This is a genomic window from Serratia proteamaculans (assembly GCF_013337185.1).
In the GTDB taxonomy this organism is placed as follows: Bacteria; Pseudomonadota; Gammaproteobacteria; order Enterobacterales; family Enterobacteriaceae; genus Serratia; species Serratia proteamaculans_D.
Window position 1 is genome coordinate 80426 of the sequence record NZ_SWDE01000003.1, and the last position, 20807, is coordinate 101232.

A 20807-nucleotide genomic window follows, 5' to 3' on the forward strand; every position below is an offset into this window, starting at 1 on the left:
GAAAGTAAAATAAATTAAGGAGAACACGTGCCACGATACCGTGCCCTGTGCTTTTTGTGCGCGCTGCTCGCCACGCCTGCGGCCTATTCGGCGAATGTGCGGCTGCAGGTTGAAGGACTTAGTGGGGAACTGGAAAAGAACGTCCGGGTGCGTTTGTCGTCCATCACGCCGGAAGAGGTCAGTACGGATGGCCGTTTTCGCGCACGTGTAGATGAAGCGGTCCGCCAGGGGCTGCGAGCACTCGGCTATTATCAGCCGACCATAGACTTTACGCTGGATGACCGGCCAGGGCTGGCTCGTCCGGTGTTGCACGCCAAGGTTAACCCCGGCGAACCGGTACGAATTGCCGGTGCCAATATCGTGCTGGAAGGCGGTGCGAAAACCGATGAGGACTATCTGTCGTTAGTCAAAAAAGGCAAGCCCACGATAGGCGAGATCCTCAATCACGGCAAATACGACAGTTTTAAAGGTTCGCTGACCGGCCTGGCGCTGCGTAAGGGCTATTTCGATGCCGATATGACCAAAAGCCAGCTCGGCGTGGCCGAAGATCTGCACAAGGCCTATTGGGACATCGACTTTAACAGTGGGCAGCGTTACCGCTTCGGCCAGGTGAAATTCACCGGCTCGCAAATTCGTGAAGACTATCTGCAAAATCTGGTGCCCTTTCATCAGGGGGATTATTACAGTTCGGAAGACCTGGCCGAGCTGAACCGCCGTTTGTCCGCCACTAACTGGTTTAACTCGGTGGTGGTGTCCCCTGATTTCCAAGATGCCAAAGAGAACAAGATTTTGCCGTTAGATGCGTTGGTCTCGCCGCGCACGCGTAACACTATCGAAACCGGGGTCGGTTATTCCACCGACGTCGGTCCCAGAATCAAAGGCACCTGGAAAAAGCCCTGGCTTAACGACCGTGGTCACAGCCTGGAAACCAGCGCCAGCGTTTCGGCCCCGGAACAGCAGCTCGATTTGACCTATAAAATCCCGTTATTGAAGAATCCACTGGAGCAGTACTACCTGCTGCAGGGCGGTTTCAAAAACGTCGATCTCAACGACACCAAGTCTGTTACTTCGAAAGCGGTGGTTTCCCGTAACTGGGATCTCTCCAGTGGCTGGCAGCGGGCACTCAACCTGACCTGGCGTCTTGACCACTTTACTCAGGGTAACGTCACCAACACCACCATGCTGCTGTATCCCGGCGTTAGCGTTAACCGCACCCGTTCACGCGGTGGCCTGATGCCCACCTGGGGTGACAGTCAGCGCTATTCTATTGATGTGTCCGACAGTACCTGGGGATCTGACGTGGACTTTGCGCTGATGCAGGCGCAGAACGTCTGGATCCGCACCCTGGCCGACAAGCACCGTTTTGTCGCGCGTGGGCAGGTGGGCTGGATTGAAACCAACGACTTTGAAAGAGTGCCGCCGGACCTGCGATTCTTCGCCGGTGGCGATCGCAGCATTCGTGGCTACAAGTACAAGGGTATTTCACCCCGCGACGACGACGGTAAGCTGACCGGTGCTTCCAAAATGCTGACCGGCTCGCTGGAGTATCAATACAACGTGACCGGTAAATGGTGGGGCGCGGTGTTTGTCGATTCAGGCGAAGCGGTGAACGATATCACGCAGAGCGACTTTAAGACCGGTGCCGGCTTCGGCGTGCGCTGGCAGTCACCGGTTGGCCCGGTGAAGCTCGATATCGCTGCCCCGGTTGGGGATAAAGACACCCACGGGGTGCAGTTCTATATTGGCTTGGGGCCTGAACTATGAGCCTGATAAAAAAGATTTGCCTGGGTTTCCTGATCGTCCTGCTGTTGCTGATCGGCGGTGTGGCATACCTGCTCGGGACCACCAGTGGTCTGCATTTGGTTATCAACAGTGCGGCACGCTGGGTGCCGGGGCTGGATATTGCCAGCGTCACCGGCGGCTGGCGTGACCTGACGCTGAAAGGCGTGAAATACCAGATGCCGGGTGTGACGGTAAATGCCGGGCAGTTCCACCTGTCGCTCGATCTGGCCTGTTTTAAAAACAGTTCGCTGTGCGTCAACGCCCTGACTGCGCAGGACGTGGACGTAGTGGTGAAAACCAAAGAAATGACGCCGTCCGCACCGGTGGCAGAAACCAGCGAGCCCACTACCAACCTGAGCACGCCGTACCCCATCACTTTGCGCATGCTGGCGCTGAACAACGTTAAGGTCAGCGTCGACGATACGGCCATCTCTCTTGGCGAGTTCCGTACCGGTGCACAGTGGCAGGAACGTGCACTGACTCTGCTGCCAACCAAAATCAGCGGTTTGTTGATAGCCCTGCCGAAAACGCCGCAGAACCCACTGCCGGAGGCAGTGCAACCGGTGGTTGAGGTGGCGAAAAAGGTTGAGGAAAAAGCCAATCAGAGCGCGAAACCGGCTCCTCAGCCGGAAGAGAAGCCGCTGGGCGAAACCCTGAAAGAACTGTTTGCCAAGCCGCTGCTGCCGGATCTGCCGGATATTCGCCTGCCGCTGGATATCACCGTCAAGGAGATCAGCGGTGAACAGCTGCGACTGACTGGTGATACCGACGTGCTGATCACCAGCCTGCAGCTGCAGGCCAGTACTCTGGATCAGCATATCCAACTGGACAATTTCGATGTGAAATCTCCGCAGGGTACGCTGTCGGCTCAGGGGCAAGCTACGCTGACCGGTAATTGGCCGGTGGAAATGGTGGCCAACAGCACGTTGAACATCGATCCATTGAAAGGCGAAAAGGTTAAGCTGAACATTGGCGGCGGGCTGCGTGAAGAACTCAAGGTAGCGCTCAACCTGTCCGGCCCGGTCGGCGCGCAGCTTGATCTGCAAACCCAACTGGCCGAAGTCGGTTTACCGCTGGCGTTGACGCTGCAAAGCAAACAGCTGAAATGGCCGTTAAGCGGTGAGTCACAATACCAGATCAACGATTTCCGCCTGCGTTTCAATGGCAAGGCAACCGACTATGCGTTGTCGACCCGCGCCAATATCAAAGGCCAGGACTTGCCCCCGGCGGTGCTGACGCTGGACGGCAAAGGCAACGTTGAGCAGTTCAAGCTGGAACGCCTGCGGTTGGCGGCCTTGCAGGGTAATACCGACCTGACAGCGCTGGTGGACTGGAGCAAGGCCATCAGCTGGAATTCACAGCTGACGCTGAGCGGCATCAATACCGCCAAACAGTGGCCGGAGTGGCCGGCGAAGCTGGACGGCAAGATCACCACTCGCGGCAGTTTGCATGGTGGCAGTTGGCAATTACAGGTGCCGGTGCTGCAGCTCGACGGTAACGTGAAGCAAAACAAGGTCACCGCGCGCGGTACGCTCAGCGGCAACGCTGCCGGGCAGTGGAAAATTCCGGGTATCGATCTGACCCTGGGACGCAACCAACTGAACGTCAAAGGCCAACTGGATGAAAAGAGTTGGAATCTGGATGCGAATATCGACGCCCCGCGCCTCGACGGTGCTTTGCCTGGACTGGGCGGTACGGCGAAAGGCCTGCTTAAACTGCGCGGCAACCTGCAGGCGCCTCAGTTACTGGCAGACCTGACGGCATCTGGCCTGCAGTGGCAGGCGCTGCATATCAACCGGGTGAAAATTGACGGCGACGTGCGTTCCAGCGACCAGATCCAGGGACAACTGGCGGTACGCGTCGAACAGTTGAAGCAAGATGCGTTGGACATCAACCTGCTGACACTGGATGCCAAAGGCAGTGAGAAACAGCATCAGCTGCAGCTGAAAATTGACGGCAAACCGGTCTCTGGTCAGTTGGCGCTGCAGGGCAGTTTCGATCGTCAACAGCAACGCTGGCGCGGCAACCTGAATAATACTCGCTTCGATACCCCGGTGGGCGAATGGCGGTTAAGTCGCGCCATCGCGCTCGATTACCTGAATACCGCGCAGAAAATCAGTATCGGGCCGCACTGCTGGCAGAACCCGAATGCCGAACTCTGCGTGCCGAAGACCATTGAGGCCGGGCAGAGCGGACAGGCCAGCGTGGTGCTGAACCGCTTTGATCTGGCGATGATCAAGCCTTTCCTCGGGCCCGAGACGGCGCTGAGCGGCGTGTTCACCGGGCGGGCGGACGTTAGCTGGAAACCGGGCGGTGCGCTGCCGGAGGCGAAAGTCTCACTGGTGGGCAATGGGGTGAAGGTGGTACAGCAGGTGCAGGGTAATGCGCTGCCGATCGCCTTCGACAAGCTAAACCTTAACGCCGGGCTGACCAATGGCCGTGCGCAGGCCGACTGGTTGATCAAGCTGACCAATAACGGCCAGTTTGACGGTAACATACAGGTTGTCGATCCTCAGGTGCGCCGCAATATCAGCGGTAACGTCAACATTACCAATATTTCACTGGCGATGATTAACCCGGCGTTGATGCAGGGGGAAAAAGCGGCGGGTATGCTGAATGCCAACCTGCGTCTGGGCGGTAGTGCTCAGAAACCTTTGGTTTATGGTCGCATGGCGTTGGACAAGGTCGATATTGACGGTCACTGGATGCCGTTCGACATGACCAACGGTCGTCTGGTGATGAACTTCGACGGCATGACCTCAACGCTGGAAGGACTTGTCAGCACCACCCACGGTCAGCTTAATCTGTCCGGTGATGCGGATTGGCGTGATATCAATGCCTGGCGTGCCCGCATTGCCGCCAAGGGCGATAAATTGCGGGTGACGGTGCCGCCGATGATCCGCATCGATGTTTCACCGGATCTGGTGTTTGAAGCCACGCCGCAGCTGTTCTCACTCAACGGTTCGGTAGACATTCCGTGGGCGCGTATTACGGTACAAGAGCTGCCGGAAAGCGCGGTCGGCGTCTCTTCCGACGAAGTGATGCTGGATGATCAACTTAAACCGATAAAGCCGAAAACCGCAGGGATCCCGATCAACAGCAACCTGATGATCCACGTTGGCAACGATGTGCGGCTGGATGCCTTTGGCCTGAAAGCGCGGTTGAAGGGCGATCTGAAAGTGGTGCAGGATAAGAACGGCCTGGGCCTGAACGGTCAGATTGACATCCCTTCCGGTCGCTTCCATGCTTATGGTCAGGATTTGATTGTCCGCAAGGGCCAGTTGATGTTCTCGGGGCCGCCGGACCAGCCGTTGCTCAATCTTGAGGCGATCCGTAATCCGGACTCGACCGAAGATGGCGTTACCGCTGGGGTACGCGTCACCGGGTTGGCGGATGCACCGAAGCTGGAAGTGTTCTCGGATCCGACCAAATCTCAGCAGGAAGCGCTGTCTTATCTGCTGCGTGGCCAGGGTTTAGGCAGTTCCGGTGCCGATGGCAACGCAATGACCTCAATGTTAATTGGGATGGGGGTTGCACAAAGTGGTCAACTTGTGGGTAAAATCGGCGAGGCATTTGGCGTAAGCAACTTGGCCCTGGATACTCAGGGGGTTGGCGACAGTTCCCAGGTTGTCGTCAGCGGTTATGTTCTCCCAGGCTTACAAGTAAAATATGGGGTGGGCATTTTCGACTCATTGGCCACACTGACGTTGCGTTACCGCCTGATGCCTAAATTGTATCTTGAAGCGGTGTCTGGTCTCGACCAGGCATTAGATTTGCTCTATCAGTTTGAGTTTTAGCGATGCGAATAATTGTCTACGGCAGTTTACGACGCAAACAGGGAAACAGCCATTGGATGACTAACGCCCAATGGTTAGGCGAGCATGAGCTCGAAGGCTATCAGATTTATAATCTGGGCCATTACCCGGCGGCGATCCCTGGAGAGGGCTCGGTACATTGTGAGGTGTACCGTATCAACTCATCGATTTTGGCTGAGCTGGACGAACTGAAAAGCAACACTAAGGACTATAAGCGCGAGCTGATTCAGACGCCTTATGGAAGTGCGTGGATCTACCTGTATAAACACAGTGTGGACGGTTTTCCGCGGATTAACAGCGGTGACTGGCTGAGGCGTCTCGACGAAAAGTAAAAAAAACACCGCTCACTGAGCGGTGTTTTTTTATCGGACGGCGGCCAGGAATTACTTCTTGGCAGCACGTTCGAAAGAGGCAACGATTTCAGCTTTGGCAGCGGCAGCGTCTGCCCAGCCTTCCACTTTCACCCATTTGCCTTTCTCTAGATCTTTGTAGTGCTCGAAGAAATGAGAGATCTGTGCTTTCAGCAGTTCTGGCAGGTCGTTCACATCTTTGATGTGATCGTACTCTTTGCTCAGTTTGCTGTGCGGAACGGCAACCAGTTTCGCATCTTCACCGGCTTCGTCGGTCATCTTCAGTACGCCTACCGGACGGCAGCGGATCACTGAGCCAGGCTGCAGCGGGTATGGCGTTGGTACCAGCACGTCAACCGGGTCACCGTCCAGAGACAGGGTGTGGTTGATGTAACCGTAGTTGCACGGATAGAACATCGCGGTGGACATGAAACGGTCAACAAACAGCGCGCCGGTGTCCTTGTCGATTTCATATTTGATCGGATCGGCATTGGCCGGGATTTCGATAACTACGTAGATGTCTTCTGGCAGGTCTTTGCCAGCAGGGACGTTAAGCAAGCTCATGTCGGTTTCCTTTAATCAAACCAGAAATGGAGTGGCGGCTATTATAGCGGACTCTTTTGCGATTTCCTGCCCTTTTCATCACCCAAGCCCCGGCAGACAGTCATCCACTGAATTTCCAGATTAATCCTCCAACGACGTTAAGTTTTCCCCGCGGTTGCCGATAACTTCATCAAATAATAATGAGTCGGCGAAGTCTGACTCCGCGTTTTACCTCCTCTACGTTAGAACTCACTATTTCTGAAGCCGGGAAGAACTCATGTTAAAAAAGATTACGGTCAAGGCCGGGCTGATTGCCTTGCTGAGCCTGATGACGCTGTTGTTGATTATGGTCAGCACCATCGGCGTCAACGCCATTAACGAAGGGTCGCGATCGTTACACACCCTGAACCAGATTTTAGGGGAAGAACTGGGGTCGCTGGCCAGTAGCTCCAACCTGACGCTACGCGCCAGAACGGCCGCCTCACTGGCGGTGCGCCAGCGTGAAATCGGCCAGATCGAGGTGTCCGACGCCACTGTGGGGCGCATTTATGACTACCTTGCTCAGTCCAAACAGGAAATGGCGCGCTTTGTCAGCGTCGGCACCGTGACCGAACGCGGGCGCGAACTGTCCACTCGCCTGCAAAATAGCTACCGTGCCTATCTGGAACAGGGCGTCAGACCGATGGCCGACGCCATCAAGGCCGGCAAAGTTGATGACTATTACGACATCCAGGAAACCAAAATTTCCGCCCTGAGCATCGCTTTCGAAAAAGACCTCAGTGATTTCCGCAGCTTTGCCATGAAGATTGGCCAGCAGCGGGTGAATGAAGCGGAAAGTAACGCCAGCACCAAGATTACCCTGATCCTGATCGCCGGCCTGCTCAGCGTGTTGCTGGCGGTATTGGCCTGGTTTGCGTTGCGGGTGATTATCCTGCGGCCACTGGATGAATCTATCGCCCAACTGGAACATATCGCCGGGGGTGACCTGACGCACGACATCACCGGCGAAGGGGAAACCGAAATGGGTCGTCTGATACGTGCGATGCAGCGGATGCAGCAGGCGCTGGTCAGTTCGGTCAGCAAGGTTCGTGATGCCAGCAGCCAGATTGACACCGGTTCACGCGAGCTGGCCGCCGGCAACCTGCATCTGGCGCAGCGCACCGAAGAGTCGGCCGCTTCGCTGGAGGAAACCGCCGCCAGCATGGAACAGCTGACCTCGACGGTGAAAATGAACGCCGAGAATTGCGAGCAGGCCAATCAGCTGGCGCTCAGCGTCTCCGATATTGCCAATCAGGGCAGTGAGGTGGTTAGCCAGGTGATGGACAAGATGCAGGCCATTACCGATAGCTCACGGCGTATCGCCGATATTATCAGCGTGATGGACGGTATTTCCTTCCAGACCAATATTCTGGCGCTGAATGCGGCGGTAGAAGCGGCACGCGCGGGTGAGCAGGGACGTGGCTTTGCCGTGGTGGCGGGTGAGGTACGCAGCCTGGCTCAGCGTAGCGCTCAGTCGGCCAAGGAGATCAAAGGGTTGATCGAAGCGTCGCAGAACCGGGTGCAGGAAGGCGAGCAGATGGCCGAGTCCGCGGCGAAAACCATGAATGGCATTACCGGTGAGGTAGGGCGTGTGACGGCGCTGATGCGGGAAATTTCTGCGGCTACGCGTGAGCAAAGCAGCGGCATTGAACAGGTCAATCTGGCGGTGGCGCAGATGGATCAGGTGGCGCAGCAAAATGCGGCCCTGGTCGAGGAGTCTGCGGCGGCAACGCGCTCGCTGGAGGATCAGGCCCAGTTGCTGGCCCAGAGTATGGCGGCGTTCAAACTATAATGCAGGGGGGCGACAGACGCCCCCCGCACAGAACCTGTTATTCGTCCGGGTTCTCGGCGATAAAGCGCTCGGCGTCTTCCACCATGGATTTGGTGCCGACGAAGAACGGTGCACGCTGGTGCAGTTTCACCGGAGTAATGTCCAGAATACGGTTTTTACCGTCGCTGGCTTTACCGCCTGCCTGTTCCGCCAGGAACGCCATCGGGTTGCATTCATACAGCAGGCGCAGCTTGCCTTGCGGGTGGCTGGCGGTGCTTGGATAAATATAGATGCCGCCTTTGAGCAGGTTGCGGTGGAAGTCGGCAACCAGCGAACCGATGTAGCGTGAGGTATAAGGGCGCTGAGTGGCTTCGTCCTGTTCCTGACAATATTTGATGTATTTTTTCACACCGCGCGGGAACTTGATGTAGTTACCTTCGTTGATGGAATACATATTGCCGGTAGCCGGGAAGCGGACTTTCTCGTGGGAAAGGCAGAACACACCCAGAGAAGGATCGTAGGTAAAGGCATGCACGCCATAACCGGTGGTGTACACCAGCATGGTGGATGAACCATAAACTACATAGCCGGCGGCGACCTGAGCGCTGCCTGGCTGCAGGAAGTCTTCTTCGGTCACAGGAATGCCGACCGGGGTAATGCGACGATAGATAGAGAAAATCGTACCGACCGAGACGTTGACATCAATGTTGGACGAACCATCCAACGGATCCATCAGCACCACGTACTTGGCATTCTCAGCCCGCTCGCCGTCGAATATCACGATTTCATCTTCTTCTTCAGAAGCGATACCCGCAACTTCACCACGTGCTTTCAATGCCGCTTTCAGCTTTTCATTGGCATACAGGTCCAGTTTCATCTGGACTTCACCCTGTACGTTGGAAACGCCGCTGGTGCCGAGAATATCAACCAGGCCCGCTTTGTTGATATCGCGGTGGATGATTTTGGCGCCCAGTTTAATTGCAGAAAGTAACGCTGTCAGCTCGCCGGTGGCGTGAGAGAAGTCGTGCTGTTTCTCGACGATAAATTCGCCTAACGTTTTCATGACACAATCCCTGAATCTACGGATGGGTAGCGGTTTGTTAACAAACCGCCAACGTATTCGCGAGCAGTGTAGCCCAAAGATGAACGCTATTCATAGGCAAATCCATTTCTTCTGGACGATTCTGAGCGTTAGAATGTGCCAACATTCGACGTACTCTATGAGAAAACTATGCGCATTCACATTCTTGGGATCTGTGGCACCTTTATGGGCGGGCTGGCGGTGCTGGCTCGTTCGCTAGGGCATGAGGTGACCGGCTCTGACGCTAATGTCTATCCGCCGATGAGCACGCTGTTGGAGAAAGAAGGGATCGAACTGATCCAGGGTTACGATCCGGCTCAATTGGATCCCGCGCCGGATCTGGTGATCATCGGTAACGCCATGACGCGCGGTAACCCGTGTGTTGAAGCAGTACTGGAGCAGGGTATCCCTTACGTTTCCGGCCCACAGTGGCTGCATGATTATGTGCTGCGCGATCGCTGGGTACTGGCCGTTGCCGGGACCCACGGCAAGACCACCACCGCCGGCATGGCAACCTGGATCCTGGAAGCCTGCGGCTACCAACCGGGTTTTGTTATCGGTGGCGTGCCGGGCAACTTTGACGTTTCTGCCCGCCTGGGTGGCAGCCCGTTCTTTGTCATCGAAGCCGATGAATATGACTGCGCGTTCTTCGACAAGCGTTCCAAGTTTGTGCATTACAGCCCGCGTACGCTGATCCTGAATAATCTGGAGTTTGATCACGCCGACATCTTCGACGATCTGAAAGCGATCCAGAAACAGTTCCACCATCTGGTGCGTTTGGTGCCCGGCAAGGGCAAAATTATTTTGCCTGACAACGACAGCCACCTGAAACAGGTGATGGCGATGGGCTGCTGGAGTGAGCAGGAGCTGGTTGGGGAAGAAGGCGCATGGCGTGCACAGAAGCTGACGCCGGACGCCAGCCATTATGCGGTATTCCTTAATGGTGAGCAGGTGGGCGAAGTCAAGTGGGCGCTGGTCGGTGAACACAACATGCATAACGGTTTGATGGCCATTGCCGCCACGCGTCATGTTGGCGTGTTGCCTGAGGATGCCTGTCGCGCGCTCGGCGACTTTATCAATGCCCGCCGTCGTCTGGAGTTGCGTGGTGAAGCCAATGGCGTGACGGTATATGACGATTTTGCCCATCATCCAACGGCAATTCTGGCGACCCTGGCCGCGTTGCGTAGCAAGGTGGGCGGCACAGCCCGCATTCTGGCGGTGCTCGAACCACGCTCCAACACCATGAAAATGGGCATCAGCAAGAACGATCTGGCTCCGTCGCTGGGGCGTGCCGATGAAGTCTTCCTGTTCCAGCCGCACCATATCCCCTGGCAGGTAGCGGAAGTGGCGGAAGCCTGCGTACAGCCGGCTCACTGGAGCGCCGATCTGGATACGCTGGTGGACATGATTGTGAAAACAGCCCTGCCGGGCGACCATATTCTGGTGATGAGTAACGGCGGCTTTGGGGGGATTCACGATCGGCTGCTGGAGGCGTTGGCCAATAAGCCGGAGCCAAAAGCCACCTATTGATTTCCTGCTTTGTCAGCAATCCAAGGGCCGGTAACGGCCCTTTTTTACACCCATAAAAAAGCCCTCGCGAGCGAGGGCAACGGGGTCCGTCGGATAGGACGACGAATTTCTTCAGAGAATCAATGCTTACGACAGAACTCGGCAGTGGCAGTGACGAGGGTAATCAGTTCGGTAAGCACGCCCTCTGAATTGTTATTTGTAGATTTCGGCAGTCGCGTGCCAGTTGCCATTTTCGTAGGCTTCGATCACGCGGTAGGCTTTAGCACCTTGTTTGTCGGCCTTGTCAGACAGCGCCTGACGAATATCGGAAGGTGCGCCGGTAATGCCGCTGGCGGTAATGGTACCGACAGACTGAAGATTGGTCGCCTGGTCGTTAGTGATTAACGTAGCGGCAGAAGCCCCGAAGGAAACGACTGACAGCAGGCTAAGTGCGGCGAGGGTAGTTTTCATGCTCATGATATTAAGTCCTGTTGTGATAACCGCCTGGAAGGGCTTTTTCAGCGTTTTTATACTTGAAGGCCGTTATCGGGGTACTGGGTTCCAGAGTTTTATTGCCCGTTGCCGGGTAACGCCTTGTACTTATTTGTAAATTTCTGCGGTAGCGTGGAAGTTGCCTTCGTTGCGCGCTTCAATCACACGGTAAGCGGTTGCCCCTTTGGCATCGGCTTTTTCAGACAGTGCCTGACGGATGTCTGAAGGTGCCCCGGCAACACCGCTGACGGTGATAGTGCCTGCAGACTGCATATTTGCAGCCTGATTTGCATCAACAGATTGTGCTGCAAATGCGCCGAAAGAAAGCATGGATAGAACGCTCATGGTTGCGATGGTAGCTTTAATTTTCATGTTCTCACCTTTTCGTATTCTTTTATCAGTTCCGATGAACTGTGATTTACGTCACGGAAATGAGTATACATCTAGTAACGCTAAAAATTAATAGTTAGCTAACAGTTCCTTGTGAAACTTTATTATGGCGTTCCTTATTTTTAATAACCAGATGGAATAAAAAACGCTTATAAAACGATCTTTCAATGTTAAATTTATGTAATTTCAATAAGGTAAGTGCTTTTGACCAAAAGTGCGGAAGATCACAGTAGCTATCACTGGTTACGGACCAATGTCATTGAAATGTGCTGCAGCACGACGAGATTCTGGTTTTAAACGTGGCAAGGAATGAGGGAAGGGTAAGGATAGGGTTAAAGAAGCGCTAACAAAACGCGACCGGTAGCCGCATTTTGTTAGCGCACTGCATCATAACTCTTGTTCGAACAGCGACAGGATGGCTTCGTATAATTGACGAGCGCTAAAGCTGCTGGCCGGGGTAACGAAAATAGTGTCGTCACCGGCGATGGTGCCGAGAATACCTTCTGATTTACCCAGCGAGTCCAGCAGGCGGGCAATTAACTGCGCGGCGCCGGGGCTGGTGTGGATCACCACTACGGCATCGTTATGATCGACGTCCAGCACCAGGTTCTTCAGCGGGCTGGTCGTGGTAGGCACGCCGAGCTCGGCTGGAAGGCAATACACCATTTCCATTTTGGCATTACGCGTCCGCACCGCGCCGAACTTGGTCAGCATGCGCGATACTTTGGATTGGTTGATGTTTTCGAAGCCTTCTTCTTGCAGCGCCAAAACGATCTCGCCTTGAGAACTGAATTTTTCTTCTTTCAATAACGCTTTAAACGCTTTGATCAGATCTTCCTGCTTTGCGGGATTACGCATTTTGCACCGTGGAATGTTGACAATAGAAGTGATTATTATGCATATAAATGAATTTTTATGCAATAAAAGGACGTCCGGAAAAAATAATAATGGCCGGACAATGGGGAAAGGGCGACATTTTAACAAAATCTGTATCCCATGAATATGCCCTTTCCATGACCGAAGGATCCGTCCGTGGTGGTAAAGAAAATGTTATTAAAATGATGTTGTTCTGATGTTATGTAAGGGTGTAATGTAACCGCCGGTTAACTTGCTCGTGAATAACCTCGCAGTATTTTTGATTAGTGTGCGCTATGCCCTTCATGAGTAAGCGATTTAATCTAAGATATGCGCTCGATATCGGCCGCTTTATTGCACCAGCTCTCAAACGGACTGTTAAGAGATTGTTTTTAAAGGTGTAATAATTTAAGGTCCGTACCCAACATATTCACGGCGCTTTATATATTTAAGATAATAAAGGAGTATAGGATGAAAGTTGCAGTTCTCGGTGCTGCTGGCGGTATCGGCCAGGCCCTCGCCCTTCTACTCAAAACCCAGCTTCCTTCAGGTTCTGAACTCTCTCTCTACGACATTGCCCCCGTTACCCCAGGCGTTGCCGTCGACTTAAGCCACATCCCAACCGCAGTTAAAATCAAAGGCTTCAGTGGCGAAGACGCTACTCCAGCTCTGCACGGTGCAGACGTGGTACTGATCTCTGCCGGTGTTGCACGTAAGCCTGGCATGGATCGTTCAGACCTGTTCAACGTGAACGCGGGCATTGTGCGTAATCTGATCCAGCAAGTGGCAACAACCTGCCCGAAAGCCTGCATCGGCATTATTACCAACCCGGTTAACACCACCGTGGCTATCGCAGCAGAAGTGCTGAAGAAAGCCGGCGTGTATGACAAAAACAAACTGTTTGGCGTGACCTCGCTGGACATTATCCGTTCCAACACCTTCGTGGCCGAGCTGAAAGGCAAGCAGCCGGAAGAGTTGAACGTACCGGTTATCGGTGGCCACTCTGGCGTGACTATCTTGCCGCTGCTGTCACAGATCCCGGGCGTAAGCTTCACTGACCAGGAAGTCGCTGATCTGACCAAGCGCATTCAGAATGCGGGGACCGAAGTGGTTGAAGCTAAAGCCGGTGGCGGGTCTGCAACTCTGTCAATGGGCCAGGCGGCGGCGCGTTTCGGCTTGTCTCTGGTTCGTGCGCTGCAGGGCGAAAAAGGCGTGGTGGAGTGTGCTTATGTGGAAGGCGATGGCAAATATGCCCGCTTCTTCGCACAGCCTCTGGTGCTGGGTAAGAACGGCGTTGAAGAACGCAAAGACATCGGTACTCTGAGCGCATTCGAGCAGAAAGCGCTGGAAGATATGCTGGATGTTCTGCACAAAGATATCGAACTGGGCGAAAAGTTTATCAATAACTGATCATTCAGTGGTGCATGAGTATGCATAGGCCGCCGGACAGCGTACCGGCGGTTTTTTTATGCCTGTAGCTATGTGCGGATGCGGGCTTTTCGATCCAGCAGGTTATGGGTATAGGGGTCGAAATAACGGCTTGGCCAGATCTCCGCAGGATGGATATTAAGTGCCTCGGCAATTAACCATTCCCCTTTTGGCCAGGGGCGCGACAGCGCGTTCGCCAGCGTTGACGAGCTAAGCCCCGCTTTGCGCGAAACCGCCGCCAGTGTTGTTCCCTTCTTACGTAAAGCCGCAATGATATCCGCCGGATGCCAGTCCTTGTTCCTTGAGTTCATGTTTGCATTCCTTTTTTGATTAGCGAAAGTTCTGTTAGTGGTATAACTAACAGGTCAAGATTAATCGTTTGAACAACATGAAGCGCTTATACGGAAACTAGGATACCACTAAATTTCTTAAAAAATATCCCATAAATTTCCCAAAAAAAGATATTTGCCGACTTTGCCCAGAGAACATGGCTATGAAAAAAGAGTGGTTTGCCGCCAAGGAATTGACAGGCGTGGCAGGATTACCCTCCTCACCACAGGGAATAAATTTGATGGCACGTCGTGAAGGCTGGATCAGCCGTCGGCGTAAAGGTGTGCAGGGGAAAGCGCTGGAATACCATATTGACAGCTTGCCTGCGGGCACGCGTAATTTACTGGTATTAAAAGAAGAACCTGCGAGCTATCAGGCAGAACGCAAGGATCCGCTGGCCGTGTGGATTGAGTACTACTACCACCTGACAGAGAGTGAGCGTGAGAAGGTATTGGCGTTCCTGGTGCGGGAAGGGATCGGTAGCTTGCTGGCGCGTATTTCAGCAGAGAAATGATCAGACCCGCAGTGCGGGTCTGTGGAAACAATAATAGGCTTATGGTTTCTTAAAAATCGCGTTGGACCGCAAGGTGCGCCAATCCTTCCAGCGCGGAGCGATGTGGCGATTCCGGCAAAACCTGCAACGCGGCAATGGCCTTGTCAGCCTCTTCCTCAGCCCGTTGACGGGTATATTCCAGCGAGCCGCATTGCTGCATGGCTTGCAACACCGGTTCCAGCAGATGGCGGCCGTTACCCTGTTCAATCGCCCCGCGGATCATGGCTTTCTGCTCGCCTTCGCTGTTATGCATGGCGTGTAGTAGCGGTAATGTCGGCTTCCCTTCATTGAGATCGTCACCGGTATTTTTACCCAGGGTACTGCCGTCGGCGCTGTAATCGAGCAGATCGTCGATCAACTGGAAAGCGGTGCCGAGATAGCGACCGTAATCCTGCAGTGCTTTTTCTTCTGCAACGCTTGCGTCTGACAGGATCGCCGAAGACTGCGCCGCCGCTTCAAACAGACGTGCGGTTTTACTGTAGATAACCCGCATGTAGCTTTCTTCGGTAATGTCCGGATCGTTGACGTTCATTAACTGCAGAACTTCACCTTCGGCAATCACATTGACCGCCTCAGACATCAGTGCCAGCACGCGCAGCGATTCCAGACTGGTCATCATCTGGAAAGCACGCGTATAGATGAAGTCGCCGACCAGGACGCTGGCGGCATTGCCGAAGGCGGCATTGGCGGTGGCCTTGCCGCGGCGCATATCTGATTCATCCACCACGTCATCATGCAGTAGGGTAGCGGTGTGAATGAATTCGATCAGCGCGGCAACGGTAATGTGTTTATCACCCTGATAATGCAGCGCCCGCGCCGCCAGAACGGCGATCATCGGGCGGATGCGTTTACCGCCACCACTGATAATGTAATAGCCAAGCTGATTGATGAGCGTGACATCGGAATTCAGCTGTTCGAGAATTGTTGCGTTCACGGCCGCCATATCTTGCGCGGTTAACTCGGTAATTTGCTCTAGGTTCATTGTATTTTTTTCAGCTGTGTTTCTCTTCACCGCGTTGAGATCGCTGCTCACATCGGTACATGGCGGTAACTGTCCCCCTGATTGTACTTGAAAAACGGCTCAGATAAACGCCATGAAAGAAACTGTGCTTTTTTTCTTCTTTTTTCTGCTTCTGGTCTTATTCTGCTCTTGTCATACGCTGGATTATTGCGTAGAATTCGCGCCCTATTGTGAATATTTATAGCGCGCTCTGTACTAAACAGTTGGGCACGCGGAAAGCGGAGTTTTATATGTACGCGGTTTTCCAAAGTGGTGGTAAACAACACCGAGTAAGCGAAGGTCAAACCATTCGCTTGGAAAAGCTGGACATCGCAACTGGTGAAGCAGTTGAGTTTGACCAGATTCTGATGATCGCTAATGGCGAAGATATCAAAATCGGCGTTCCTTACGTCGATGGCGGTAAGATCAAAGCTGAAGTCGTTGCTCACGGTCGTGGCGAGAAAATTAAGATCGTTAAGTTTCGTCGTCGTAAGCACCATCGTAAGCAGCAGGGCCACCGTCAGTGGTTCACTGACGTTAAAATCACCGGCATCAGCGCTTAAGTTAGGGGAGCAGATTAATGGCACACAAAAAGGCTGGCGGCTCGACTCGTAACGGTCGCGATTCAGAAGCTAAACGTCTGGGCGTAAAACGCTTTGGCGGCGAAGCAGTACTGGCAGGCAGCATCATCGTTCGTCAGCGCGGCACTAAATTCCACGCTGGTACCAACGTGGGTTGCGGCAAAGACCACACTCTGTTTGCTTTGAAAGACGGTAAAGTCAAATTCGAAGTTAAAGGCCCGAGCAATCGTAAATTTATCAGCATCGAAGCTGAATAATTTTTCGAGCCTTACTAAATAGATGTAAGCCCCGCAATTCGTTGCGGGGCTTTTTACATTTATGGGCTGCTTATGCATCGGCCCGTCAGCGCTGGCAAAGGTAAGATGGAAACAAAACAGCAGGTCGGAATTGGCATTTCTCTGGCGGTGACTACGGCAGTTTGCTGGGGTGCATTGCCGATTGCGATGAAAGAAGTGCTGGTAGTGATGGATCCGTTTACCATCGTTTGGTATCGATTTACCATGGCTGCACTTGGGTTGGGGCTTATTTTGGCCGTGCGCGGCAAGTTGCCGCCGGTGACCCTGTTCCGTCAACCGCGCTGGTTGTTGATGCTGGTCATCGCCACCGCAGGCCTGCTGGGGAATTTTATTTTCTTCAGCTCTTCGCTGCAGTATCTCAGCCCGACAGCATCACAGGTGATCGGCCAGTTATCGCCGGTCGGCATGATGTTTGCCAGCGTGCTGATTTTAAAAGAGCGGATGCGTATCACTCAGGTGATTGGCGCGCTGATGCTGATCTGCGGGTTGCTGTTGTTTTTCAACGTCAGCCTGGTTGAGATTTTCACCCGCCTGACAGATTACACCCTTGGGGTGTTGCTGGGTGTGTGTGCGGCAATGGTCTGGGTCACTTATGGCGTTGCGCAGAAAGTGTTGCTGCGTCGATTGGCCTCGCCGCAAATACTGGTAATGTTGTACACTTTATGTGCAGTGGCGTTATTTCCTCTGGCCAGGCCGGAGGGGATTTTTCAGCTCAGCGGCTGGCAATTGGCCTGTTTGCTGTTCTGTGGTGCCAACACGCTGATTGGTTATGGTGCGCTGGCTGAAGCAATGGCGCGCTGGCAGGCGGCACAGGTGAGTGCGTTAGTGACGCTGACACCGCTGTTTACCCTGCTTTTTTCAGATTTATTGGCGCTGGCCTGGCCACACGTATTCGCCGCCCCGACCTTAAATGTTGTCGGCTATGTCGGTGCTTTCGTGGTGGTAGCGGGCGCCATGTTTTCCGCAATTGGTCACCGTTGGTGGCCGCGACGGGCAGAACCCCGCCTGGTTGCTCCTTTGAAGCAGCCCGGTGAATGATTTACGGAGACGGTAAATGAAGTTTGTAGATGAAGCAGCGATCTTGGTCGTTGCAGGTGACGGTGGTAATGGTTGCGTCAGCTTCCGTCGCGAAAAATATATCCCGAACGGCGGGCCTGATGGTGGTGACGGCGGCGATGGCGGCGACGTCTATCTGTTGGCGGACGAAAACCTCAACACGCTGATCGACTACCGCTTTGAGAAATCTTTCCGCGCCGAACGTGGCCAGAACGGTCAGAGCCGTGACTGTACCGGTAAGCGTGGCAAAGATATTACCATCAAGGTTCCGGTCGGTACCCGCGTGCAGGATCAGGGCACCGGCGAGATCCTCGGCGACATGACCCGTCATGAGCAGCGTCTGATGGTGGCGAAGGGCGGTTGGCACGGTTTGGGCAACACCCGTTTTAAATCATCCGTTAACCGTGCTCCGCGCCAGAAAACTCTGGGCACCGCCGGTGAAGCCCGTGACCTCTTGCTGGAGCTGTTGCTGCTGGCGGATGTGGGTATGTTAGGCCTGCCGAACGCCGGCAAGTCGACCTTTATCCGCGCAGTGTCTGCTGCCAAGCCGAAAGTCGCTGACTATCCGTTTACCACTCTGGTGCCAAGCCTGGGTGTGGTACGTATGGATCACGAGCAAAGCTTCGTGGTTGCCGATATCCCGGGGCTGATCGAAGGTGCCTCCGACGGCGCAGGCCTGGGTATTCGCTTCCTGAAGCATCTGGAGCGTTGCCGCGTGCTGTTGCACCTGGTGGATATCGCCCCGATCGATGAATCTGATCCGGTAGAAAATGCCAAAGTCATCATCAACGAGTTGAATCAGTACAGCGAAAATCTGTCGCAGAAGCCACGCTGGCTGGTTTTCAACAAGATTGATGTGATTGGTGAAGAAGAAGCTGCCGAACGTGCCAAGGCGATTGCAGAGGGCATGGGCTGGGAAGGCAAGTACTACATGATCTCCGCCGTTAATCGCGAAGGCGTCAACGCGCTGTGCTGGGACGTGATGAAGTTTATCAATACCCAACCGAAAGCCATGGCCATTGAAGAAAGCGCGCCGGAGAAAGTCGAGTTCATGTGGGATGATTACCACCGTGAACAGATCGCTGAGGTGGAAGCTGAAGCGGATGACGACTGGGATGACGACTGGGATGAAGAGGACGACGAAGGCGTCGAAATCGTTTACCAGAAGTAATCTTGTGAACAGAGGGGCTCAGTTAACACTGGGCCCTTTTTTTATTTCAGGACGTTTTCCGGTAGCCAGCATTGTGCCTTGAGCCCGCTGGTATCCTGACGGTTTTCCAGTGTTAAACGCCCCTGATGCAACTGCACAATGCGAGTGACGATATTCAATCCCAACCCACTGCCACCATAGCGTTGATCCATACGGCGGAAGGCCTGAGTGAGTTCACCCGCTATTTTCTCTTTGACGCCCGGACCTTCATCGATCACCTGTAGTCGGTAACCGTGTTCCTGCGCAGAAAGTTCTACCTGGATCCTGCTGCCCTCAGGGCTATACCTATGGGCATTTTCCACCAGATTACGCAGCAGCAGACGTAACAGTACCGGGTCACCATGCACCGGGGCAGCGGCCGGAAGCTGCCATTGCAAGTTTTGCCCGCGTTGTGCGGCCAACTCCTCGAGCTCTTCCCGCAGCGGTTGGATCACGTCGCTCACCCAATCGAAGCGTTGATAATGGCCACTGGCAAAATCTTGCCCGGCGCGTGCAAGCATCAGCAATTGTTCGACGGTGTGCATCAGTTGATCAATGCGCTTAATCAGTGGCCCACTTTGTGGAACCCCCTGTTTTTCCATTAATTCCAGGTGCAGGCGGATCCCTGCCAGAGGCGTGCGTAGCTCATGGGCGGCGTCGGCAGTAAACAGCCGTTCCTGCTGGATGGTGTTATCCAACCGCGAGAACAATTGGTTGAGCGTAGTGGTGACTGCCATTATCTCGAGGCTGTCGCTGTTGAGCGGCAGTGGCGTCAGGTTATCGGCAGAACGCTTTTCCAGCCGTTGTTGCAACTGATTGAGGGGGCGGATAATCCAGCTGATGGCCCAAAATGAGGCGAGCAGCGTCACGATCATCATGATCAGTGAAGGGGCGAGCAACGAGGCTATCGCTTCGGCGATTTCCGTATCGACACGCTCGGTGCGGACCTTGGCCGACAGGGTTTCATCCACCAGGAAGCTGATTTGCTCCTGGCTTTCATGCCACAACCAAAAGGCACTGATAAGCTGGGTGACCAAAAGGATCAGCGCCAGCATCAACAACAGACGACGGCGCATGCTGATCATGATGAGGACTCCAGGCGATAGCCGATACCACGAACGGTGCGGATGCGATCTTTACCCAATTTGCGGCGCAGGTTATGGATATGCACTTCCAGCGTGTTGGAGCCCAAATCGTCCTGCCAGGTATAGAGATCCTGCTGCAGCAGCTCACGATTGACCGTTTGTCCGGCGCGCATCATCAGACGTGACAGGATGGCGAACTCTTTCGGGGTGACTTCCACCGGCTGCTGTTGAACATAAACCTGCTGGCTGGAGAGATTGAGTTGGAGGTCATCCAACTGCATGAGATTGTCACTGTGACCCTGATAGCGACGGATCAGCGCGCGTACTCGCGCCTGCAGTTCAACTAACGCGAAGGGTTTCACCAGGTAATCGTCGGCACCGGCATCCAGCCCATCAACACGGTCTTCAAGCGCGTCGCGAGCGGTCAGGATCAGCACCGGCAACTCGACTTGCTGACGGCGCCACTGCCGAAGCAGGCTGGCGCCGTCCATGTCAGGCAGGCCCAGATCGAGGATAATCATGCTGTACTGACTGGTGAGGAGCAGAGCATTGGCCTCCGCCGCCGTAGCGGCGCAGTCGCAGGCATAGCCCTCCCCAGCTAATGCCAGGGCCAGGCCTTGCTGCAGCAGCTCATCGTCTTCAACAATCAGCAGTTTCATCGT

Annotated in this window: 21 protein-coding genes; 12 read left to right on the top strand and 9 right to left on the bottom strand. The window is 54.3% G+C overall.

Annotated elements, in window-relative coordinates; genetic code table 11:
• The first annotated feature begins 27 nt into the window (after positions 1–27).
• Genes tamA through FCL49_RS13925 form a run of 3 tightly spaced genes read left to right on the top strand, consistent with a single transcriptional unit; the run spans position 28 to position 5929 of the window.
• A complete protein-coding gene (gene tamA / locus FCL49_RS13915) occupies positions 28–1764 on the top strand; it encodes an autotransporter assembly complex protein TamA (RefSeq protein WP_174354044.1) in 1737 nt (578 codons plus the stop codon).
• Complete coding sequence (tamB, locus tag FCL49_RS13920; protein WP_174354045.1) at positions 1761–5579, top strand: autotransporter assembly complex protein TamB; 3819 nt, start codon at positions 1761–1763, stop codon at positions 5577–5579. The genes tamA and tamB overlap by 4 nt, the downstream gene beginning before the upstream one ends.
• 2 nt (positions 5580–5581) lie before the next feature.
• On the top strand, positions 5582–5929 hold the full coding sequence (locus tag FCL49_RS13925) for a gamma-glutamylcyclotransferase family protein (protein ID WP_174354046.1): 348 nt from the start codon (positions 5582–5584) through the stop codon (positions 5927–5929).
• Between the two features lie 51 nt (positions 5930–5980).
• On the opposite strand, the gene ppa is transcribed toward FCL49_RS13925, so the two are convergent.
• Positions 5981–6511: an inorganic diphosphatase gene (gene ppa, locus FCL49_RS13930; RefSeq protein ID WP_153858279.1), complete on the bottom strand. Its 531-nt coding sequence runs from the start codon at positions 6509–6511 to the stop codon at positions 5981–5983.
• 256 nt (positions 6512–6767) lie between these two features.
• On the opposite strand from ppa, the gene FCL49_RS13935 reads away from it, so the two are divergent.
• Positions 6768–8321: a methyl-accepting chemotaxis protein gene (locus tag FCL49_RS13935; RefSeq protein WP_174354047.1), complete on the top strand. Its 1554-nt coding sequence runs from the start codon at positions 6768–6770 to the stop codon at positions 8319–8321.
• Between the two features lie 37 nt (positions 8322–8358).
• On the opposite strand, the gene fbp is transcribed toward FCL49_RS13935, so the two are convergent.
• Positions 8359–9363: a class 1 fructose-bisphosphatase gene (fbp, locus tag FCL49_RS13940; protein ID WP_012004925.1), complete on the bottom strand. Its 1005-nt coding sequence runs from the start codon at positions 9361–9363 to the stop codon at positions 8359–8361.
• Positions 9364–9531: 168 nt separating this feature from the next.
• On the opposite strand from fbp, the gene mpl reads away from it, so the two are divergent.
• Positions 9532–10911 (top strand): UDP-N-acetylmuramate:L-alanyl-gamma-D-glutamyl-meso-diaminopimelate ligase, encoded by a 1380-nt coding sequence (mpl, locus tag FCL49_RS13945; protein WP_174354048.1) that lies wholly within the window; start codon positions 9532–9534, stop codon positions 10909–10911.
• Between the two features lie 192 nt (positions 10912–11103).
• Here mpl and yhcN (FCL49_RS13950) read toward each other — a convergent pair whose 3' ends face one another.
• From yhcN (FCL49_RS13950) to argR, 3 genes are all read right to left on the bottom strand, one after another.
• A complete protein-coding gene (yhcN, locus tag FCL49_RS13950) occupies positions 11104–11367 on the bottom strand; it encodes a peroxide/acid stress response protein YhcN (protein WP_174354049.1) in 264 nt (87 codons plus the stop codon).
• A gap of 123 nt (positions 11368–11490) precedes the next feature.
• Complete coding sequence (gene yhcN, locus FCL49_RS13955; protein ID WP_012004928.1) at positions 11491–11754, bottom strand: peroxide/acid stress response protein YhcN; 264 nt, start codon at positions 11752–11754, stop codon at positions 11491–11493.
• A gap of 405 nt (positions 11755–12159) precedes the next feature.
• Complete coding sequence (gene argR, locus FCL49_RS13960) at positions 12160–12630, bottom strand: transcriptional regulator ArgR (protein WP_174354050.1); 471 nt, start codon at positions 12628–12630, stop codon at positions 12160–12162.
• 89 nt (positions 12631–12719) lie between these two features.
• On the opposite strand from argR, the gene FCL49_RS24780 reads away from it, so the two are divergent.
• Together FCL49_RS24780 and mdh are read left to right on the top strand one after the other, a co-directional pair.
• Positions 12720–12845, top strand: coding sequence for a hypothetical protein (locus FCL49_RS24780; RefSeq protein WP_261096718.1), 126 nt, complete (start codon positions 12720–12722; stop codon positions 12843–12845).
• Between the two features lie 253 nt (positions 12846–13098).
• Positions 13099–14037 (top strand): malate dehydrogenase, encoded by a 939-nt coding sequence (mdh, locus tag FCL49_RS13965; protein WP_174354051.1) that lies wholly within the window; start codon positions 13099–13101, stop codon positions 14035–14037.
• A gap of 68 nt (positions 14038–14105) precedes the next feature.
• On the opposite strand, the gene FCL49_RS13970 is transcribed toward mdh, so the two are convergent.
• Positions 14106–14366 (bottom strand): helix-turn-helix domain-containing protein, encoded by a 261-nt coding sequence (locus tag FCL49_RS13970; RefSeq protein WP_153858274.1) that lies wholly within the window; start codon positions 14364–14366, stop codon positions 14106–14108.
• A 182-nt stretch (positions 14367–14548) separates the two neighbouring features.
• Here FCL49_RS13970 and FCL49_RS13975 point away from each other — a divergent pair, with 182 nt between their 5' ends.
• Complete coding sequence (locus FCL49_RS13975; RefSeq protein WP_174354052.1) at positions 14549–14899, top strand: DNA-binding protein; 351 nt, start codon at positions 14549–14551, stop codon at positions 14897–14899.
• 49 nt (positions 14900–14948) lie between these two features.
• Here the strand turns inward: FCL49_RS13975 and ispB are convergent, their stop codons facing one another.
• Positions 14949–15920, bottom strand: a complete 972-nt coding sequence (ispB, locus tag FCL49_RS13980) for an octaprenyl diphosphate synthase (RefSeq protein ID WP_012004932.1) — start codon at positions 15918–15920, stop codon at positions 14949–14951.
• A 269-nt stretch (positions 15921–16189) separates the two neighbouring features.
• Between ispB and rplU the strand changes: the two genes are divergently transcribed.
• From rplU to cgtA, 4 genes are all read left to right on the top strand, one after another.
• Entirely contained in the window at positions 16190–16501 is a 312-nt protein-coding gene (rplU, locus tag FCL49_RS13985; RefSeq protein ID WP_012004933.1) for a 50S ribosomal protein L21, read from the top strand.
• 17 nt (positions 16502–16518) lie between these two features.
• On the top strand, positions 16519–16776 hold the full coding sequence (gene rpmA, locus FCL49_RS13990) for a 50S ribosomal protein L27 (RefSeq protein ID WP_004933559.1): 258 nt from the start codon (positions 16519–16521) through the stop codon (positions 16774–16776).
• Between the two features lie 105 nt (positions 16777–16881).
• Positions 16882–17853 (top strand): DMT family transporter, encoded by a 972-nt coding sequence (locus FCL49_RS13995; protein WP_174354053.1) that lies wholly within the window; start codon positions 16882–16884, stop codon positions 17851–17853.
• Positions 17854–17869: 16 nt separating this feature from the next.
• Positions 17870–19042: an Obg family GTPase CgtA gene (gene cgtA, locus FCL49_RS14000; protein WP_174354054.1), complete on the top strand. Its 1173-nt coding sequence runs from the start codon at positions 17870–17872 to the stop codon at positions 19040–19042.
• A gap of 41 nt (positions 19043–19083) precedes the next feature.
• On the opposite strand, the gene pmrB is transcribed toward cgtA, so the two are convergent.
• The gene (gene pmrB, locus FCL49_RS14005) at positions 19084–20145 is read right to left on the bottom strand and encodes a two-component system sensor histidine kinase PmrB (RefSeq protein ID WP_174354055.1); all 1062 of its coding nucleotides are present in this window, start codon (positions 20143–20145) and stop codon (positions 19084–19086) included.
• Positions 20142–20804 carry a two-component system response regulator PmrA gene (gene pmrA / locus FCL49_RS14010; RefSeq protein ID WP_012004937.1) on the bottom strand — a complete coding sequence of 221 codons (663 nt, stop codon included), beginning with the start codon at positions 20802–20804 and terminating at the stop codon, positions 20142–20144. The genes pmrB and pmrA overlap by 4 nt, the downstream gene beginning before the upstream one ends.
• Between the last annotated feature and the right edge of the window lie 3 nt (positions 20805–20807).

Bases quoted from the DNA above. Each gene is read 5' to 3' on its own strand.
- ppa (WP_153858279.1), bottom strand. From the start codon at position 6,511: ATGAGCTTGCTTAACGTCCCTGCTGGCAAAGACCTGCCAGAAGACATC.
- FCL49_RS13970 (WP_153858274.1), bottom strand. From the start codon at position 14,366: ATGAACTCAAGGAACAAGGACTGGCATCCGGCGGATATCATTGCGGCT.
- pmrB (WP_174354055.1), bottom strand. From the start codon at position 20,145: ATGATCAGCATGCGCCGTCGTCTGTTGTTGATGCTGGCGCTGATCCTT.
- rplU (WP_012004933.1), top strand. From the start codon at position 16,190: ATGTACGCGGTTTTCCAAAGTGGTGGTAAACAACACCGAGTAAGCGAA.
- FCL49_RS13935 (WP_174354047.1), top strand. From the start codon at position 6,768: ATGTTAAAAAAGATTACGGTCAAGGCCGGGCTGATTGCCTTGCTGAGC.
- mpl (WP_174354048.1), top strand. From the start codon at position 9,532: ATGCGCATTCACATTCTTGGGATCTGTGGCACCTTTATGGGCGGGCTG.
- mdh (WP_174354051.1), top strand. From the start codon at position 13,099: ATGAAAGTTGCAGTTCTCGGTGCTGCTGGCGGTATCGGCCAGGCCCTC.
- ispB (WP_012004932.1), bottom strand. From the start codon at position 15,920: ATGAACCTAGAGCAAATTACCGAGTTAACCGCGCAAGATATGGCGGCC.
- FCL49_RS13925 (WP_174354046.1), top strand. From the start codon at position 5,582: ATGCGAATAATTGTCTACGGCAGTTTACGACGCAAACAGGGAAACAGC.
- FCL49_RS13995 (WP_174354053.1), top strand. From the start codon at position 16,882: ATGGAAACAAAACAGCAGGTCGGAATTGGCATTTCTCTGGCGGTGACT.
- argR (WP_174354050.1), bottom strand. From the start codon at position 12,630: ATGCGTAATCCCGCAAAGCAGGAAGATCTGATCAAAGCGTTTAAAGCG.
- FCL49_RS13975 (WP_174354052.1), top strand. From the start codon at position 14,549: ATGAAAAAAGAGTGGTTTGCCGCCAAGGAATTGACAGGCGTGGCAGGA.
- rpmA (WP_004933559.1), top strand. From the start codon at position 16,519: ATGGCACACAAAAAGGCTGGCGGCTCGACTCGTAACGGTCGCGATTCA.
- tamB (WP_174354045.1), top strand. From the start codon at position 1,761: ATGAGCCTGATAAAAAAGATTTGCCTGGGTTTCCTGATCGTCCTGCTG.
- FCL49_RS24780 (WP_261096718.1), top strand. From the start codon at position 12,720: ATGGCCGGACAATGGGGAAAGGGCGACATTTTAACAAAATCTGTATCC.
- yhcN (WP_174354049.1), bottom strand. From the start codon at position 11,367: ATGAGCATGAAAACTACCCTCGCCGCACTTAGCCTGCTGTCAGTCGTT.
- pmrA (WP_012004937.1), bottom strand. From the start codon at position 20,804: ATGAAACTGCTGATTGTTGAAGACGATGAGCTGCTGCAGCAAGGCCTG.
- yhcN (WP_012004928.1), bottom strand. From the start codon at position 11,754: ATGAAAATTAAAGCTACCATCGCAACCATGAGCGTTCTATCCATGCTT.
- cgtA (WP_174354054.1), top strand. From the start codon at position 17,870: ATGAAGTTTGTAGATGAAGCAGCGATCTTGGTCGTTGCAGGTGACGGT.
- fbp (WP_012004925.1), bottom strand. From the start codon at position 9,363: ATGAAAACGTTAGGCGAATTTATCGTCGAGAAACAGCACGACTTCTCT.